This is a genomic window from Enterobacter cloacae (genome assembly GCF_011078175.1).
GTDB lineage: Bacteria > Pseudomonadota > Gammaproteobacteria > Enterobacterales > Enterobacteriaceae > Enterobacter > Enterobacter cloacae_Q.
On record NZ_JAALCJ010000001.1, the window covers coordinates 108,395 to 126,261 of the forward strand.

At 56.8% G+C, this 17,867-nt stretch carries 18 protein-coding genes; 13 read left to right on the forward strand and 5 right to left on the reverse strand.

Annotated features, from left to right (window positions below; all coding sequences use genetic code 11):
* Positions 1-24: 24 nt before the first annotated feature.
* Positions 25-699 (forward strand): DUF3313 domain-containing protein, encoded by a 675-nt coding sequence (locus tag G6Q29_RS00535; RefSeq protein WP_165464107.1) that lies wholly within the window; start codon positions 25-27, stop codon positions 697-699.
* A 33-nt stretch (positions 700-732) separates the two neighbouring features.
* Here the strand turns inward: G6Q29_RS00535 and G6Q29_RS00540 are convergent, their stop codons facing one another.
* On the reverse strand, positions 733-1,629 hold the full coding sequence (locus G6Q29_RS00540; protein WP_165464108.1) for a DMT family transporter: 897 nt from the start codon (positions 1,627-1,629) through the stop codon (positions 733-735).
* A 174-nt stretch (positions 1,630-1,803) separates the two neighbouring features.
* Here G6Q29_RS00540 and G6Q29_RS00545 point away from each other — a divergent pair, with 174 nt between their 5' ends.
* Positions 1,804-2,676: a helix-turn-helix domain-containing protein gene (locus G6Q29_RS00545; protein ID WP_165464109.1), complete on the forward strand. Its 873-nt coding sequence runs from the start codon at positions 1,804-1,806 to the stop codon at positions 2,674-2,676.
* On the opposite strand, the gene G6Q29_RS00550 is transcribed toward G6Q29_RS00545, so the two are convergent.
* The gene (locus tag G6Q29_RS00550; RefSeq protein WP_165464110.1) at positions 2,656-3,822 is read right to left on the reverse strand and encodes a benzoate/H(+) symporter BenE family transporter; all 1,167 of its coding nucleotides are present in this window, start codon (positions 3,820-3,822) and stop codon (positions 2,656-2,658) included. The genes G6Q29_RS00545 and G6Q29_RS00550 overlap by 21 nt on opposite strands.
* A 92-nt stretch (positions 3,823-3,914) precedes the next feature.
* Here G6Q29_RS00550 and G6Q29_RS00555 point away from each other — a divergent pair, with 92 nt between their 5' ends.
* Together G6Q29_RS00555 and G6Q29_RS00560 are read left to right on the forward strand one after the other, a co-directional pair.
* Complete coding sequence (locus G6Q29_RS00555; protein WP_165464111.1) at positions 3,915-4,442, forward strand: helix-turn-helix domain-containing protein; 528 nt, start codon at positions 3,915-3,917, stop codon at positions 4,440-4,442.
* A gap of 80 nt (positions 4,443-4,522) precedes the next feature.
* On the forward strand, positions 4,523-6,487 hold the full coding sequence (locus G6Q29_RS00560) for a peptidase U32 family protein (protein WP_165464112.1): 1,965 nt from the start codon (positions 4,523-4,525) through the stop codon (positions 6,485-6,487).
* Here the strand turns inward: G6Q29_RS00560 and G6Q29_RS00565 are convergent.
* Positions 6,484-6,717 carry a DUF2554 family protein gene (locus G6Q29_RS00565; RefSeq protein WP_165464113.1) on the reverse strand — a complete coding sequence of 78 codons (234 nt, stop codon included), beginning with the start codon at positions 6,715-6,717 and terminating at the stop codon, positions 6,484-6,486. The genes G6Q29_RS00560 and G6Q29_RS00565 overlap by 4 nt on opposite strands.
* A gap of 243 nt (positions 6,718-6,960) precedes the next feature.
* On the opposite strand from G6Q29_RS00565, the gene G6Q29_RS00570 reads away from it, so the two are divergent.
* The gene (locus tag G6Q29_RS00570) at positions 6,961-7,323 is read left to right on the forward strand and encodes a hypothetical protein (protein WP_165464114.1); all 363 of its coding nucleotides are present in this window, start codon (positions 6,961-6,963) and stop codon (positions 7,321-7,323) included.
* Between the two features lie 147 nt (positions 7,324-7,470).
* On the opposite strand, the gene ftrA is transcribed toward G6Q29_RS00570, so the two are convergent.
* Entirely contained in the window at positions 7,471-8,469 is a 999-nt protein-coding gene (gene ftrA, locus G6Q29_RS00575) for a transcriptional regulator FtrA (protein WP_165464115.1), read from the reverse strand.
* 73 nt (positions 8,470-8,542) lie between these two features.
* Here ftrA and G6Q29_RS00580 point away from each other — a divergent pair, with 73 nt between their 5' ends.
* From G6Q29_RS00580 to zinT, 8 genes are all read left to right on the forward strand, one after another.
* Complete coding sequence (locus tag G6Q29_RS00580) at positions 8,543-8,953, forward strand: rhodanese-like domain-containing protein (RefSeq protein ID WP_165464116.1); 411 nt, start codon at positions 8,543-8,545, stop codon at positions 8,951-8,953.
* Positions 8,954-9,109: 156 nt separating this feature from the next.
* Positions 9,110-10,213: a cobalamin-independent methionine synthase II family protein gene (locus G6Q29_RS00585; RefSeq protein ID WP_165464117.1), complete on the forward strand. Its 1,104-nt coding sequence runs from the start codon at positions 9,110-9,112 to the stop codon at positions 10,211-10,213.
* A gap of 200 nt (positions 10,214-10,413) precedes the next feature.
* Positions 10,414-11,685, forward strand: a complete 1,272-nt coding sequence (gene urtA, locus G6Q29_RS00590; RefSeq protein WP_165464118.1) for an urea ABC transporter substrate-binding protein — start codon at positions 10,414-10,416, stop codon at positions 11,683-11,685.
* Positions 11,686-11,707: 22 nt separating this feature from the next.
* On the forward strand, positions 11,708-13,282 hold the full coding sequence (urtB, locus tag G6Q29_RS00595; RefSeq protein ID WP_165464119.1) for an urea ABC transporter permease subunit UrtB: 1,575 nt from the start codon (positions 11,708-11,710) through the stop codon (positions 13,280-13,282).
* Positions 13,282-14,355: an urea ABC transporter permease subunit UrtC gene (gene urtC, locus G6Q29_RS00600; RefSeq protein ID WP_165464120.1), complete on the forward strand. Its 1,074-nt coding sequence runs from the start codon at positions 13,282-13,284 to the stop codon at positions 14,353-14,355. The genes urtB and urtC overlap by 1 nt, the downstream gene beginning before the upstream one ends.
* A complete protein-coding gene (gene urtD / locus G6Q29_RS00605) occupies positions 14,355-15,152 on the forward strand; it encodes an urea ABC transporter ATP-binding protein UrtD (RefSeq protein WP_165464121.1) in 798 nt (265 codons plus the stop codon). The genes urtC and urtD overlap by 1 nt, the downstream gene beginning before the upstream one ends.
* Before the next feature lie 9 nt (positions 15,153-15,161).
* On the forward strand, positions 15,162-15,860 hold the full coding sequence (urtE, locus tag G6Q29_RS00610) for an urea ABC transporter ATP-binding subunit UrtE (protein ID WP_165464122.1): 699 nt from the start codon (positions 15,162-15,164) through the stop codon (positions 15,858-15,860).
* 53 nt (positions 15,861-15,913) lie between these two features.
* Positions 15,914-16,552 carry a metal-binding protein ZinT gene (gene zinT / locus G6Q29_RS00615; protein WP_165464123.1) on the forward strand — a complete coding sequence of 213 codons (639 nt, stop codon included), beginning with the start codon at positions 15,914-15,916 and terminating at the stop codon, positions 16,550-16,552.
* A gap of 46 nt (positions 16,553-16,598) precedes the next feature.
* On the opposite strand, the gene ydeE is transcribed toward zinT, so the two are convergent.
* Positions 16,599-17,816 (reverse strand): efflux MFS transporter YdeE, encoded by a 1,218-nt coding sequence (ydeE, locus tag G6Q29_RS00620; RefSeq protein ID WP_165464124.1) that lies wholly within the window; start codon positions 17,814-17,816, stop codon positions 16,599-16,601.
* Positions 17,817-17,867: the final 51 nt, after the last annotated feature.

The window sequence follows — 17,867 nt, forward strand, 5'->3', positions numbered from 1 at the left end:
TTGCAGATAACATGGAATACCATCATGCGTACTCACACTTTTTTTAAAGTTGCAGTGCTTTCTGGTCTGTTGGCCCTTTCAGGCTGTGCGTCAAAAGTTGCAGCCCCCGATCAGTATTCAGGCTTTTTGAAAGATTACTCAGGCTTGCAGGAGATGACATCTGCAACCGGGAAGCCAACCCTGCGCTGGGTTGACCCTTCCTATAATGAGGCGAATTACGACAGCATTATCTGGACGCCGATAACCTATTATCCGACGCCAAAACCGACCACTCAGCTTGGGCAAAAAACGCTTGATGAGCTGTTGAATTATACCAATACCAAACTGAAAACCGCGATTGGCCAACGTAAGCCGATTGTGACGACGCCGGGCAAACATAGCCTGATCTTCCGCGGTGCCATCACGGGTGTGAGCTCAGAGAAAGAAGGGTTGCAGTTCTATGAAGTGGTGCCTGTCGCGCTGCTGGTTGCGGGGACGCAAATGGTAACGGGCCATCGCACCATGGATACGCAGCTGTTCTTCGAAGGTGAATTGATCGACGCGGCCACGAACAAACCGGTAATTAAAGTTGTTCGTAAAGGTGAAGGTAAAGAGCTGGCGAACGAGAATACGCCGATGGGCTTCGGCACCCTGAAACAGGTTGTGGATGACATGGCGACGGATGCCACCATGTTTGATGTTCATCAGACAGCAAAATAACACTTACGGCCTGCATTTTCGCAGGCCGTTTTTTTATGCCGTCCGCAGGCGACGGAACCAGGTTTCTGGTTTTGTAAACATCACCATATTTCCCCCCAGAATCAACAGCAGGCCCACGATCCCGTTGAGATGCCACACGTAGCCCTCGTATACCGTTGAAATCGACAGCGCCACCAGCGGGAACAGCAGAGTACTGTACGCGGCTTTACCGGGGCCAATGTGGCCCACCAGCGTAAAATAGGCGCCGAAGGCAATGACCGAGCCAAACAGAGCAAGATAGAGCAGCGCCCCCATATAGCTCAACGTCCATTCCGGCATAAAGCTATCGCCCCTGAAGAGGGCGATAAGACCCATCACGACGGTGCCATACAGCATCGCCCAGGCGTTGGTGGTCATGGTTTCCAGCCCGTTTCGCTGATGACGCATGCTGATCATATTCCCCAGCGAGAAGCCGTAGGTGCCCAGTGCGGAAAGCCCAATGCCCGTGAGCAACGACGCACTCCAGCCGCTGGCAAGCAAATCGTTCCAGAACAGGGTAATGATCCCGATAAGCCCCAGCGCTGCCGCCGTCCAGAAGCGGGCGGGAGGACGCTGGCCAAAGAAGATAAAGCTGTTGATGGCGTTATAAAGCACGGCCATCGAGAAAATCACCGATTCAAGGCCGGTATTGATATGGGCGGCGGCGGTGTAAAAGCACCAGAAGTTGAAACAGAAAACGCAGCAGCCCTGAAGCATGCAGTAGAGATGATCCCGCAGCGCCAGCCTGCGCAGGCGGCGAAGGGCGACCAGGACGATTATCATCGTGGCGCTGGCCACGGCGAAGCGCCAGAAAATGGAGACCGGCGCTGCAACCGGCCCCTGTTGCAAAAAAATGGCGATCCAGGTCGTGCCCCAGATAACAACGACCAGCCCATAGAGTAATGCGTTCATGGTTTCTCTCTTCTCATACCGCGAAAAACAACAGTGTGGCGAAAGAAGGGGCCCACGGCTTTCATCGCCTTGCGCCAGACTTGCAAATTCTTGCGCTTTTTTCTCGCGCGAATGCTGGCAACAGGCTGCAACACTTCTTAGACTGACAGTCTGATTAATCACCTGTTTACGGCCATGTCTCTCGTTTACGACACCTTTGAAACGTTACGCCAACAAAATGCGGTGCTGCGGGAAACCGTCGCGCTCAATACTGGCATTCAACTGGCGGCGTGGTACAACAAGCACGACACGATCACCGTGAAAAGCAATCATCACACTCTTAGCCTGTACGTGGCGGATGGCTATGAAAGCTATCAAAAAACGCCGGGTGGCTGGAAAAATGGCGGCGGGCCGGACCGTTTTTGTCTGATGCCTGAAGAGAGCGAATCCACGTGGGATATTCGTGACGACCTGTCGTTCGTCCACCTCTACTGTACCGATGAACATCTGCGGAACGTGGGGGAGAAAATCTGGGATAAACGACCGCTATCGCTAACGCTGGAGGAAAAAATTTTCGGCAGCGATCCGAAAATTACCGCCCTTTATCGCCAGTTTTTGCTCGGCTGCGACTGGCAGCAAAACGCCAATCAGCTCACCCTGAGCACCGCGTCGACCTTATTGCTGACGCATTTAGTCCAGCATTATTCCAGCGTACAGTGGAAGCTACCAGTTGTGACCGGCGGTTTATCGCCGTTTGTGCTGCGCAACGTGCTGGCCTTTATTGAGGAAAACCTGGCGCAACCCTTAACGCTGGCGGAACTGGCGGGCCAGGCCGCACTCAGTGAGTATCACTTTGCGCGGATGTTCCGCCAGTCGATGGGTCTGGCACCGCATCAGTACGTCATGCAGCGGCGCATGGAGAAGGCTAAAGCGCTGGTGCAGCACACGACCACGCCGCTCACCGATATCGCACTGGCCTGCGGATTCAACTCCGCCAGCCATTTCAGTAATCGTTTTCGCAGCATGACAGGCATTACGCCGTCACAGCTACGCGCGGCGAAGGCGTGAGAGGATGACGTAACAGATACCACCCAGCACCAGCCCCCAAAAGGCGGAACCAATCCCCAGGATCGTGACGCCGCTGGCGGTCATCAGAAAGGTGACGATTGCCGCGTCACGTTCTGCTTCATGATTCAGTGCCTGATACAAACTCCCGCTGATAGTGCCGAGCAGGGCCAGCCCGGCCAGCGTCTGGATCCCGCTCAGCGGCAGAGCGGCCATCAGCCCGGAAATGGACCCGCCGAATACCCCCGCCAGCAGGTAAAACCCGCCTGCGGCCGCTGCGGCCAGCCAGCGTTTACTGGCATCCGGATGGGCGTCCGGGCTCTGGCAGATGGCGGCAGTGATGGCGGCGATGCAGATAGAATAAACGCCGAAGGGGGACAACAGCAGCGCCAGCCCGCCGGTGGCAACGATCAGCGGTGAGACCGCCAGCGGATAGCCCGATGCCTGCATAGTGGCGAAGCCGGGCGCATTCTGCGAGGCCATGGTCACCAGGAAGAAAGGTAAACCGATGCTGATCAGGCTGGTGAACGTGAACGCAGGGGCGATGAATTCAGGCATAATGACGGATAATGTCATCTTATTTGTGACAACGTCACCGCCGCTCCAGGCCACAACCATCCCCACCAGCAGCGTGGCGACAATGGCGTACCGGGGGGCCATGGCTTTGGCCACCAGCCAGGCTGCCAGCATACTGCCACAAAGAAAAATGTGATCCTCAAGATTGCTGAATGCCTTCAGGCCAAACTGTAACAGCACGCCTGCCAGCATAGCGGCGGCAAGCGAGTGCGGGATCAGTTTCATCAACCGGGCAAACAGGCCGGTGACGCCGCACAGCAGAATCAGCGCATTCGCAAATATAAATACCCCTATGGTTTCCGCCAGCGTCACGCCTTGCAGACTGGTGGCGAGCAGCGCCGCGCCGGGAGTCGACCAGGCGGTCAGCACCGGGGCTTTATACCACCACGACAATGCAAGCGTGCTGATCCCCATTCCGAGCCCCAGCGCGGTCATCCATCCGGCGATTTGCTGTGTACTGGCGCCAGCCGCCGCAGCCGCCTGCCAGATAATGGCGGCAGAGCTGGCATAGCCCACCAGCACGGCAACGAAACCGGCCAGCACGGCAGGAAAAAGAGAGGCAGTCGATCGCATGGAAACTCCGTTGTGCGTTATAACGTCCGGGATAAGGTATCACTGTGCGCTATAGCGTACAAGTGGTATGCTTTGCCGCAACGGGAGGAACCATGGACATGACTCAACACCTTTCAATTACCCTGAAAACGCTGCGTCAGGCGCGGGGCTGGAGCTTGTCGAAACTGGCGGAAGAGACGGGCGTGTCGAAAGCAATGCTCGGGCAGATCGAACGTAACGAGTCCAGCCCGACGGTCTCAACCTTGTGGAAAATCGCCACCGGGCTGAACGTGCCTTTTTCGGCATTTATCACCCCGGAGAGCGACCCGCAGGCGGTGTTCGATCCGCAACAGCAGGCGATGGTGGTAAAGCCGCTCTTCCCCTGGGACGACCAGCTGAAGTTCGATCATTTCTCCATTACGCTGTCACCCGGCGCGTTGAGCGAGTCCACGCCGCACGAAGCCGGGGTGATTGAACACGTGGTGGTGATAAGCGGGGAGCTGGACTTGCAGATCGACGGTAGCTGGCGGACGATTCAAGCTGATTCCGGCGTGCGTTTTGCCGGCGATAAACTGCACGCTTACCGCAACAGCAGCGCCCGGACGGTTCATTTTCACTCTCTGATCCATTATCCCCGCTAAAGCGGTGCAAAACGGTTTCACTGACCCAGACTTCTGACTACAATAGCCGCCATTTTGACCATAACGGATAACGACGAAGTATGCGCCTGCACTCCCATCATCTTGAACTGCTAAGCCCGGCCCGCGACGCCGCCATTGCCCGTGAAGCCATTCTTCACGGTGCGGATGCCGTTTACATTGGCGGCCCTGGCTTCGGTGCCCGTCATAACGCCAGCAACAGCCTGCGCGACATTGCCGAGCTGGTACCGTTTGCCCACCGTTTCGGGGCGAAGGTGTTCGTGACCCTGAACACCATTCTTCATGATGATGAGCTGGAGCCCGCGCAGCGTCTGATTACCGATCTCTATCAGACCGGCGTTGATGCCTTGATCGTTCAGGATATGGGTGTTCTCGAGCTGGATATCCCGCCGATTGAGCTGCATGCCAGCACCCAGTGCGATATCCGCACCGTTGAGAAGGCGAAGTTTCTCTCAGACGTCGGATTTACGCAGATTGTTCTGGCGCGCGAACTGAACCTGAACCAGATCCGCGATATCCACCAGGCAACCGACGCGACCATTGAATTCTTTATCCACGGGGCGCTGTGCGTAGCCTATTCCGGGCAGTGTAACATCTCTCACGCCCAGACAGGGCGCAGCGCTAACCGGGGCGACTGCTCACAGGCCTGCCGTCTGCCGTATACCCTGAAAGACGATCAGGGCCGCGTGGTCGCGTTCGAAAAACACCTCTTGTCCATGAAGGATAACGATCAGACGGCGAACCTCGGCGCGCTGATCGATGCCGGGGTTCGCTCCTTTAAAATTGAAGGGCGCTACAAGGACATGAGCTACGTGAAAAATATCACCGCGCATTATCGCCAGATGCTGGATGCCATTATTGACGATCGTGGGGATCTGGCGCGCGCATCCGCCGGACGTACAGAGCATTTCTTTATTCCGTCTACGGATAAAACTTTCCACCGCGGCAGCACGGATTATTTCGTCAATGCGCGCAAAGGGGATATCGGCGCGTTTGATTCACCGAAGTTTATCGGCCTGCCGGTGGGTGAAGTGTTGAAAGTGGCGAAAGATCATCTTGACGTTCAGGTGACAGAGCCGCTGGCGAACGGCGATGGTCTCAACGTGATGATCAAACGTGAAGTGGTGGGTTTCCGTGCTAATACGGTAGAGAAAACCGGCGAAAACCGCTATCGCGTGTGGCCGAACGACATGCCTGCCGATCTTTACAAAGTCCGTCCCAACGCGGCGCTGAACCGTAACCTGGACCACAACTGGCAGCAGGCCTTGCTCAAAACTTCCAGCGAGCGCCGCATTGCGGTGGATATCGCGCTGGGGGGCTGGGAAGAGCAGCTGATCCTGACCATGACCTGCGAAGACGGTATCAGCGTGACGCATACCCTCGACGGCATGTTCGAGGTGGCGAACAATGCGGAGAAAGCGCTCAACAGCCTCAAGGATGGCGTGGCGAAGCTTGGGCAGACCATTTATTATGCGCGCAATATTGAGGTGAACCTGCCAGATGCGCTGTTCGTGCCAAACAGTCTGCTGAACCAGTTCCGCCGTGAGACGGCCGAGATGCTGGATGAAGCACGTCTGGCAAACTATCCGCGCGGCAGCCGTAAGGCCGAAGCGGTGCCAGCGCCGGTCTACCCGGACACGCATCTCTCCTTCCTGGCGAACGTTTACAACCACAAGGCGCGCGCGTTTTATCATCGTCACGGCGTACAGCTGATTGACGCCGCGTATGAAGCTCATGAAGAGAAGGGCGATGTCCCGGTGATGATCACCAAACACTGTCTGCGCTTTGCCTTTAACCTTTGCCCGAAACAGGCGAAAGGCAATATCAAAAGCTGGAAAGCGACGCCGATGCAGCTGGTGAATGGCGATGAAGTGCTGACGCTGAAATTTGACTGCCGGCCGTGTGAAATGCACGTTATTGGCAAGATGAAGAATCACATCTTCAAAATGCCGCCGCCGGGCAGCATTGTGGCCTCCGTCAGCCCGGACGATTTGATGAAAACCCTGCCTAAGCGTAAAGGCAGCTAACCCGGAAAGTAGGTATCTGGTTTGCGCGATTTCTGCCAGGCATGGTGCTCGCGCAACCCCTCCGCAGATTCCTCTGCTTCGCAGCGCAACTCGTCGCTGTCAGCTTCATGTCGAAGCTGATGGTCGGCGTTTTTCACATACAGAAATTCATGCCCTTTGTGTTCTGCCATAATCTGCCCTGAGAACAGGACGCCGATCAGCACCAGCAGCGAAAACCCTTTTTTGAACATCCTTTATCCCCTGAAAATACGCTACGGTCATCGTAGAGATAATTTCATAGAGTAACTATTACACTCTTTAAATTTGAGAAAACGGACTGTCAAAATTTTTGGTCGCAATTAAATGCGCTTAGGACTATTCTTAAAATCCATATTGCCGTTGTAAACTCCCATTTCTGGTATGCAAAGAACAACTAGATTTATTGGGAAATCATTTACAATAAGACTTTTCTGGCTAAGGATTAGATTAGATAAATGAAAAAAATAATTGTGCTATCACTTCTGGGCGTAGTGGTTGCGGTGGGTGCTGCGGCCAGCATCTATTTAAATGAAGAACCAGAATATATTCAGTCAGCAAAAAGCCGTGTCGGCTCATATTTAACCAGCGATTACGGACGTGTCGAATGTAATAGCACACAGGTGAGTGAAGACCGCTGGGAGCTGGGGTGCATCAACAAGGCGAGGGGTAAGACCTTCCAGTTCGCCGTTTATCCTCCCGAGCAGGCGCCGTATGGTGTCTCTCGCGCATTTTATCTCGAAGCGATTAATGATGATGCCCGCCAGAGCGCAGAGCAGGGGCTGATGCGTTATCTGCAAATTAATACCAAAGCGGGTTAATCGATTCGTTTATGCTTCGTTGAGGCTCACAGTGATAGATTGCAGGTGATCCGCATTCCGGTATGGAATACCGGAGCGTAGATACCAAAATACAAATCTATCCATGCAAGCATTTACCGCCATATTATGGCGGTTTTTTTTGTCCATTTATCGTCCCGTCTGCCAAAATTGTTTACGATATTGCGTGGGTGAAAGCGCAAATTGCTGCCGGAAATGGTGGCGCAGCGTGGCGCTTTGCCCAAATCCGGTTTGTTCCGCAATAGAGTCGATGCTGAGTCGACTGTTTTCGAGATAATCTTTTGCCCGCTGCAATCGCGCCGTCAATAACCAGCGCGCAGGCGTGGTGCCGGTTGCGTCCTGGAAACGGCGCAGAAAGGTACGCTGACTCATGCCTGCCCGCAGGGCCAGCGATTCGACAGTATGGGAAACGACCAGATGCTGGTGAAGATAATCAAACAGCTGGCCCAGGCGCTGGCTCTCCCGCAGCTGAGCCACCGGTTGGCTCAGCTGCTGGGTTTGGGAGCCATCCCGATGGGGGGGGATCACCAGCCGACGCGCCACGCGGTTTGCCGCCTCCATACCGAAATTTCGTCGCACCACGTGCAGGCACAGGTCAATCCCCGCTGCGCTGCCCGCTGAAGTAAGAATATCGCCCTCGTCCTGATACAGTACATCTTCGACGACGGTAATGGCGGGATAGCGTGCTTTCAGGGCCTGCGTGTAGCGCCAGTGTGTGGTTGCCTTCCGGCCGTTAAGCAGACCTGATGCCGCCAGAACGAAAACGCCAGAACAGATCGAGAGTAGCTGGCAACCACGGGCATGCGCCGCGCGTAACGCCTGGCAGAGCGCCTCGGGTACGGGTTCGTCCAGCCCTCGCCAGCCGGGGATAACAACCAGGTCCGCCGTCTCCAGCAAACACAGATCGCCATCGGTCAGAATACGGATCCCGCCTGTTGCCCGAAGTTCGCCTTCATCCACGTTTGCCACGGCGAACTGATACCACGTTTCGCCCATCTCCGGGCGCGGCAAGCCAAATATTTCTACCGCCACGCCAAACTCAAAGGTACATAAACCGTCATACGCCAGCACGACTGCGCGCGGAGAGGGATGTCTTAAGTTTGTCATCTTTTTGCTGTTTTCTGGCATAGGCGGACGCATTCATGGGCTGAATTAAGGGATAGAGTAGTGTTAACACAAACACCACAAATGAGGAAGATTCATGAGCTATGTTACTGAATTTCCGGCTGCTGAGCCGCAGGAAGCCGTGGGACATTTTCTGCGTCGTCTGAGCGTCGAGACGGACTGCGCCGATGTCCATCACGCGGTATCCAGCGGTGAGCAAGACTTTGTTCTGCTGCACGTTGTCGGAAAGCCTGAACATTTTGCACGGCGGCATCTGCCCGGCGCGCTGCATTTACCCTGGAGCGAGATCGCCGCAGAGCGGATGACAGCGTGGCCGGAGGGCACGCTGTTTGTCGTCTATTGTGCCGGCCCGCACTGCAACGGAGCGGACAGGGCAGCGCTGAAGCTGGCGCGTCTGGGTCTGCCGGTCAAGATTATGCTCGGGGGCATGACCGGCTGGGAAGATGAGCGGTTCGCGTTTGCAGGAACTTCATCAAACGACCTGTGAACATGAATTTATTTCAACACAGATGAAATTTTCTCGTTTGTCGGCGGCGAGCCCGTATGACATCTTTTTAGGACGTTTAGACATCCAGAAGTCTAAAGATTCGAGAGATGAATTATCACTGTGGGCAATTAACGCCGACAGACAGAGGAGATTTCCATGCAGCGACACCACGCCCCGTACCGCGCCGATGTAGTCGGCAGTTTTTTACGCCCGGATTCCATTAAACAGGCCCGTCTGCAATTTGCCAGCGGTGAGATCGATGCCGGGCAGCTTCGCGCGGTTGAGGACGAGGCCATTCGCCATGTTGTCGAGCAGCAGTGCGCCTGCGGTCTGCATGTGGTGACGGACGGCGAATTCCGCCGCGCCTGGTGGCACTTTGACTTCTTTGACGGGCTACAGGGCGTGGAGCGCTATGATTCGCAGCAGGGCATTCAGTTTAACGGGGTGCAAACCAAAGCCCACGGCGTGCGCGTCACGGGCAAACTGGGCTTCGGCGATCATCCTATGCTGGAGGATTTCCGCTACCTCAAAAGCATCAGCGGTAACGCACAGCCGAAGATGACCATTCCTAGCCCGAGCGTGCTGCACTTCCGCGGTGGCCGCAAGGATATTGATGCCACGGTCTACCCGGATCTGAAGGATTATTTTGACGATCTGGCGACCACATGGCGCGATGCCATTCGGGCCTTTTACGATGCAGGCTGCCGCTATCTGCAACTGGATGACACCGTCTGGGCCTACCTTTGTTCGGAAGACCAGCGCCGCCAGATCCGCGAGCGCGGTGACGATGCAGACGAACTTGCCCGAACCTATGCCCGGGTGCTGAATAAGGCGCTGGAGGGCAAACCGGACGACCTGACCATCGGGCTGCACGTCTGCCGCGGCAACTTCCGCTCAACCTGGATTTCCGAAGGCGGCTATGAGCCGGTGGCGGAAGTGCTGTTCGGCACGGTGAACGTCGACGCGTTCTTCCTGGAGTACGACAACGACCGTAGCGGCGACTTCGCACCACTGCGTTTTGTGCGCCCGGGTAAACAGCAGGTGGTTCTGGGGCTGATCACCACCAAGCACGGTGAGCTGGAGAACCCGGAAGGGGTGAAAGCACGTCTGGAAGAGGCCGCGCGCTACGTGGCGAAAGAGCAGATTTGCCTCAGCCCTCAGTGCGGATTTGCCTCCACGGAAGAGGGTAACAGCCTGAGCGAAGACCAGCAGTGGGATAAAGTTTGCCTGGTGACGCAAATCGCCAGCGACGTCTGGTAACGCCGTTCACAGCGCTGCATTATTACAGTGCAGCGCTGTACCATTCTGAGTCGTTTCCCGTAAATCCTCCCCTCGATCCCTTTAAAATCCTGCCTTTCCAACCTGGCACCCTTTTTGCTCTCCTGAAACTGACGTTTCTTTTTCTGCGTCCGGGCGGTAACGGACGTCTTCGCACAGCTTTCTTTTTCAGGAGTGAAAATATGCACCGTCGTACCTTTATAAAAGCGTTCGCCTTGTCCGCCTCCGTTGTAGCCATGGGGATGAGCTTTGGCGTTCAGGCCGCAGAGACCATTAAAGTCGGGATTATGCATTCTCTCTCCGGCACGATGGCGATTTCAGAAACCCCCCTGAAAGATGTCGCCCTGATGACCATCGACGAAATCAATGCCAAAGGCGGCGTGCTCGGGAAAAAGCTGGAGCCGGTGGTGGTTGATCCGGCCTCCAACTGGCCGCTGTTTGCCGAAAAAGCGCGCCAGCTTCTTAGCCAGGATAAGGTTGCCGTGGTGTTTGGCTGCTGGACCTCCGTATCGCGTAAATCGGTTCTGCCGGTCTTTGAGGAGCTGAATGGTCTGCTGTTCTATCCGGTGCAGTATGAGGGTGAAGAGATGTCACCTAACGTCTTCTATACCGGCGCGGCGCCTAACCAGCAGGCGATTCCGGCGGTGGAGTACCTGATGAGCGAGGACGGCGGCAGCGCGAAACGCTTCTTCCTGCTGGGAACGGACTACGTTTACCCGCGCACCACGAACAAGATCCTCCGTGCCTTCCTGCACTCGAAAGGCGTGGAGGATAAAGATATTGAAGAGGTCTACACCCCGTTTGGTCATAGTGATTACCAGACCATTGTCGCCAGTATCAAGAAATTCTCCGCGGGCGGCAAAACGGCGGTGATCTCTACCATCAACGGTGATTCCAACGTGCCTTTCTATAAAGAGCTGGCGAACCAGGGGCTGAAAGCCACGGACGTCCCGGTGGTGGCGTTCTCGGTGGGCGAGGAAGAACTGCGCGGCATTGATACCAAACCGCTGGTGGGTAACCTGGCGGCGTGGAACTACTTTGAATCCGTTGATAATCCGACCAACCAGACCTTTGTCGCGGCCTACAGAGCCTACGCGAAAGCCCATAAGTTGCCGAATGCCGATACCGTCGTGACCAACGATCCGATGGAAGCGACCTACGTTGGTCTTCATATGTGGGCGCAGGCAGTTGAAAAAGCGGGGACGACCGACGTGGACAAGGTGCGCGCGGCCATGGCGGGTCAGTCGTTCAATGCGCCGTCCGGCTTTACGCTGACAATGGATGCCACCAACCACCACCTGCATAAGCCCGTCATGATTGGTGAAATCGAAGGCAACGGCCAGTTCAACGTCGTCTGGCAGACCGAACAGCCGGTACGCGCTCAGCCGTGGAGCCCGTTTATCGCCGGGAATGACAAAAAGCCTGACCAGCCGATGAAAACCGCCAGCAACTAAGCAACCACCAGGGAGAGACGTCATGAACGCCATGCGCATGATGATTGCGATTGTGTGGCTTACCGGACTGCTGCCAGGGATGGCGCAGGCATCGGATGCCGATGATTTCGTTGCCGCTAGCCGCAGCCAGCAAACCGCCATGCTGAACCGCTGGGCAGCCACGCCAGAACCTGCACGTTTGCCGCTGCTTAAAGCGCTGCAACAGGAGAACCTCTACACCGACAGCCAGAAGAAGGCTTTTACCCGCATCGACGGTGAAATGGTTGCCCTGGGCGCGGCAAAGAGCGCCGAAGGAACGACCAAAGCCGTACGGATGACCAACCGGCTGCGCGTATTAACCGTCACGGCGCTGGCGACGCATCAGCTGGTCAGTGACAGTGTCACAGAAAGGCGCAATGCCGCGCGACAGCTTCAGCGAGACGCTCAGCCGGATATGATGGGATTTCTGCAACAGCGGGCCACTAGTGAAACGGACGACGTTACCCGGCATTCGCTGATTCTGGCCCTGGCCAACCTTCAGCTGGCGAGTCCTCAGGCAGAAACGCGCCTTAACGCGGTTGAGCTGCTGGGACAGTCTGACGATCCGGACGTTCAGGCCACGCTGACCCCGTTCACCCGGGAACAAACCGAGCCGGACGCACGGGTTCGTGCCGCCGCCGCTGAGAGTCTGGATCGTATTCAGTACCGGCTGATGTGGGGCGAACTGCTGGGGCAGGCCTTCATGGGCCTCTCGTTGGGGTCGGTACTCTTACTGGCCGCACTCGGACTGGCTATTACCTATGGTCTGCTGGGCGTGATTAACATGGCCCACGGCGAGATGCTGATGCTCGGGGCCTATGCCACCTGGATGGTGCAGCAGATGATGGCGCAGTGGATGCCACAGTGGCTGGCGCTTTATCCGGTTGTGGCGCTGCCGGTGGCGTTTTGCCTGACGGCAGGTATCGGGATGGCGCTGGAGCGCACGGTGATCCGCCATCTTTATGGCCGTCCGCTGGAAACCCTGCTCGCCACCTGGGGGATCAGTCTGATGATTATCCAACTGGTGCGCATGACCTTTGGCGCACAAAATCTTGAGGTCGCGAATCCGGCCTGGCTGTCCGGCGGGGTGCAGGTTTTTGCCAACCTGACGCTGCCGTGGAACCGTATTGTGGTACTCGGGTTTGTGCTGCTGGTGCTGTTCTTCACCTGGCTCATTCTGAATAAAACGCGTCTGGGTCTGAACGTGCGGGCGGTGACGCAAAACCGCAGCATGGCGGCCTGCTGCGGCGTCCCCACCGGACGGGTGGATATGCTGGCGTTTGGCCTCGGGTCTGGCATTGCCGGGCTGGGCGGCGTGGCGTTGTCCCAGCTGGGGAACGTGGGGCCGGAGCTGGGCCAGGGATACATCATCGATTCGTTCCTGGTGGTGGTGCTCGGCGGCGTCGGCCAGCTGGCCGGTAGCGTCGCGGCGGCCTTTGGTCTGGGGATCTTCAATAAAATTCTTGAACCGCAGATGGGCGCCGTCCTGGGCAAAATCCTGATTCTGGTGGCGATCATTCTGTTTATCCAGAAACGTCCGCAGGGGTTATTCGCACTTAAAGGGAGGGTGACAGACTGATGAGCCAGCCATTGACCTTAACACTGGCGCGCAGGGCGCCGCGCACCGCGCAAATCTTCGGCAGTCTGCTGGTTGCGGCGCTGCTGGTGCTGCCTTTTCTCGCGCTGTTACCCGCAACGCATCCGCTGGCCGTTTCTACGTGGATGTTGACGCTCATCGGCAAGATCCTCTGCTACGCGGTTGTCGCCGTGGCCCTGGATCTGGTCTGGGGCTATGCCGGTATGCTCTCGCTGGGGCACGGCATATTCTTCGCCCTGGGCGGCTATGCGATGGGCATGTACCTGATGCGCCAGGCGGCCGGGGACGGGCTGCCCGCGTTTATGTCGTTTCTCTCGTGGAGCGAACTGCCCTGGTTCTGGTGGGGAACGCAGCATTTCGCCTGGGCTCTGGTGTTAATTGTGACGATCCCCGGCCTGCTGGCGCTGGTCTTCGGCTGGTTTGCTTTCCGCTCGAAGATCAAAGGGGTGTACTTCTCCATTATGACCCAGGCGCTGACCTATGCAGGCATGCTGCTGTTTTTTCGCAACGAAACCGGCTTTGGTGGCAATAACGGTTTTACCGGCTTCACCACGCTGCTGGGGTTTTCCGTCACGGCGACCACCACGCGGGTGGCGCTGTTCCTCGCGACCGTTATGTTACTGCTTCTGGCCCTGGGCACAGGCTATGCGCTGGCGAAGAGTAAATTTGGCCGCATTTTGACGGCGGTACGCGATGCGGAAAACCGTCTGACGTTTTGCGGCTACGATCCGCGCGGCTTCAAGCTGCTGGTCTGGACGCTTTCCGCCGTGCTGTGTGGGCTGGCGGGGGCGCTGTACGTTCCGCAGGTGGGCATTATCAACCCGGGTGAAATGTCGCCAACTAACTCGATTGAAGCGGCTATCTGGGTGGCGCTGGGCGGGCGCGGCACCCTGTTGGGGCCGGTGATTGGTGCGGCACTGGTCAACGGTACGAAGAGCTTTTTCACCGTGGCGATGCCGGAGTACTGGCAGCTGTTTCTGGGCCTGATTTTCGTCGCCGTGACGCTGTTTTTACCGCGCGGCGTGTTCGGTCTGTTTCGTAAGGGAGTGAATTAATGCAGCCCTCTGAAGGACTCTTTACCCGCCAGCTACCGGGCGACCGTTACCGCGAGCAGACCGATCCGGTATTGCAGCTCGAGGCCATTAACGTCAGTTTTGACGGTTTTCAGGCGTTGACCGATCTCTCGCTGAACATCGGCGTCGGAGAATTGCGCTGCATCATTGGCCCTAACGGCGCCGGTAAAACCACGCTGATGGACGTCATCACAGGCAAAACCAGGCCAACGAGCGGAAAAGCCATTTACGATCAGTCCATCGATCTGACAGCCCTTGAGCCAGCGGCCATCGCCCGTCAGGGCATTGGCCGTAAGTTTCAGAAGCCGACGGTCTTTGAAGCGCTGAGCGTGTGGGAAAACCTTGAAATCGCCATGAAAGCCGACAGGTCCGTCTGGGCGAGCCTGCGGGCCACGCTCAGCGGCGAGCAGCGTGACCGCATCGACGAGATGCTGGTTTTACTGCGGCTTGGCAGCGAACGCGGTCGCCGTGCCGGGCTGCTTTCCCACGGACAGAAGCAGTTTCTGGAGATCGGCATGCTGCTGGTGCAGGACCCGCACCTGTTACTGCTGGACGAACCCGCCGCCGGTATGACCGACGCAGAAACGGAATACACTGCCGAGCTGTTCCGCACCCTGGCAGGCAAGCATTCGCTGATGGTGGTTGAGCACGATATGGGTTTCGTCGAGACCATCGCCGACCACGTCACGGTGCTGCATCAGGGGCGCGTGCTGGCGGAAGGCTCGCTACGCGAGGTACAGGCCAATGAACAGGTGATTGACGTCTATCTGGGACGCTAAGGAGAGGTGATGTTACAGGTTAACGAACTGAATCAGTACTACGGCGGTAGCCATACTCTGCGTGGGGTGAGCTTTGAGGCGGTCGTCGGGGAAGTTACCTGCCTGCTGGGGCGCAACGGGGTGGGCAAAACCACGCTGCTGAGGTGTCTGATGGGGCTGATCCCGGTGAAAACCGGGGAGGTGATCTGGCAGGGGAAAACCCTCACCCACAGTAAACCGCACCAGCGGGTGCAGTCAGGCGTAGCGTATGTTCCGCAGGGACGGGAGATTTTTCCGCGTCTTACCGTAGAAGAAAACCTGCTGATGGGACTGTCGCGCTTCTCCGCACGAAACGCGAGGAGCGTGCCGGAGGAAATTTGGCAGCTTTTCCCGGTGCTGAAAGAGATGAAGCACCGTCGCGGAGGCGATCTTTCCGGTGGTCAGCAGCAACAGCTGGCGATTGGGCGGGCGCTGGCGAGTCGTCCGCAGCTACTGATTCTGGATGAACCCACGGAAGGTATTCAGCCGTCGGTGATCAAAGAAATCGGGCAAGTGATCCGCAGCCTGGCGAACCGGGGGGATATGGCGATCCTGCTGGTGGAGCAGTTTTATGATTTCGCGGCAGAGCTGGCTGACAGCTATCTGGTGATGTCGCGCGGGAGCATCGTCCAGCAGGGTCGCGGAGAGAATATGGCGCAGGAGGGCGTTCGCGGGCTGGTTGCGATCTGAGATGTTATATTATAACATTCCTCTTCTTATAAAACGGAATGAGGGAATTTGCTTTGGCTGCACATATTGGAAAAATTGCGCTGACTCTGGGAACGCTGCTGGTAAGCGGCTCGCTTTTTGCCCATTCGCACGGTCATCAAATGACGGCGGCGGAACAGAAGGCGGCAAACGGCGTCTTTGAGGATAAAGACGTCAGGGACAGGAAGCTGTCTGACTGGGACGGGACCTGGCAGTCCGTTTATCCGTTCCTGCTCGATGGTTCGCTGGATCCGGTTTTCGAAAAGAAAGCGCAGAAGGGAGGAAAATCCGCTGCTGAGGTGAAGGCCTACTACCGCAAGGGGTACGCGACGGACGTGGACGCCATCGGTATTGAAAACAACGTGATGGAATTCCACCGAGGCAAAACGGTGAGCAGCTGCCGCTACGACTACAGCGGCTACAAAATTCTGACCTATGCGTCGGGGAAAAAAGGCGTGCGCTACCTGTTTGAGTGCAAAGATAAAGCGAGCCAGGCGCCTAAGTTTGTGCAGTTCAGCGACCATACCATCGGGCCGAAAGCCTCTTCACACTTCCATATTTTTATGGGCAACACCTCCCACGAGGCGCTGCTGAAAGAGATGGATAACTGGCCGACCTACTACCCGAATGAGATGTACAAAGAGCAGGTGGTGGAGGAGATGTTGCACCACTAGGCTGTTGGTTTTGCCGGGTGGCGGCTTCGCCTTACCCGGCCTACAATTAGGGTTTTCCAGGTCGGGTGAGCGCAGCGCCACCCGACACGCTATCTTCACCTTTCACGCGCATCCCGCGCAATATCATCAGCCACGCCGCAATGATGGCGCCCATCATAATGATGAATAATGACCAGTGCGGCAGATGGGTCAGGATGAGGCCGGTGATCATCGGGTTCGCCGCCGCGCCAAGCCAGCCCAGCGCCTGCGCAGAGAAGTAACTCGCCTTCATGCCCGGCGGGGCGATATTGTCGATTAGCATGTATTCACCTGGTGCATAAATGATTTCACCCAGAGTGAAAATCGCCGCCGCGATCCCCCAGTAGATCAGGTTCTCGCCGGAAAGCATAAACCCGGCCAGCCCGAGGATGAAAAAAAGCGTCGCGGCGGTCATTAACGGACGGATATTGCTGGCGGTGATCTTACGTCCAAGCGCGTATTGCAGGGTGACGACTACCGCCGCGTTGACGGGCAGCACAACGGCCACCACCTTTTCTGCAAAATCGCTGTCCGCATGTGCGGCGAGGACATACTGGGAAATGCAGGTGGCGAACGATCCTCCCACATAGGACGCCAGCAGGCCGGAGAGCGTGTACCAGAATAGCGCCCGGTCTTTCAGCAGCACCGAAGGCTGCCACGGCATTTTCTCCTCAGGGCTGTCTGAGGCTATGCTTTTCTGCACGAAGAAATGGATAAACCCGAGCGGCAGTGCGGCGCAGAAGGCCGCCAGCCAAAACGGCAGTTGCAGGCTGTACATCACCAGCAGGGTGCCGATCGGCGGCCCGATCGTCCAGCCGATGTTCAGGAAGCTGTAGTTGAGTGAGAAAACGCGCGCCTTTTCGCTGGAGGTCAGCACGTCGGCAAACCACGCTTTCAGCACCGTTGAGAAGACGGAATAGGCGCAGTTAATCAGGGCAAAGAACAGCACCACCAGCGTCACGTTATTCACCAGCGGAATGGCCACAAACCCGGCGATAAAGGCCACGATGGCGATCAGCATATAGCGTTTTTTGTCGAACTTATCCGCCAGGATACCAAACCCCAGGCTAAACGCCACGCCAATGGTCAACGCCACGGTAAGGGCATAGCCAATATTCTCCACGCTCATATCGTACACGCGTGTGAGATATATGGTCATAAAGGGCAGCGTTGCCCCGCGGCCAATTGTTAATAACAATGACGATGCCAGCAGCGCTGCGGTTGAGCGCCTGATTGATGGTTTCATTTTCCTGCCCGACAAATGCTTATGCTTTTTTTGTTGTGTTATTACAGGATT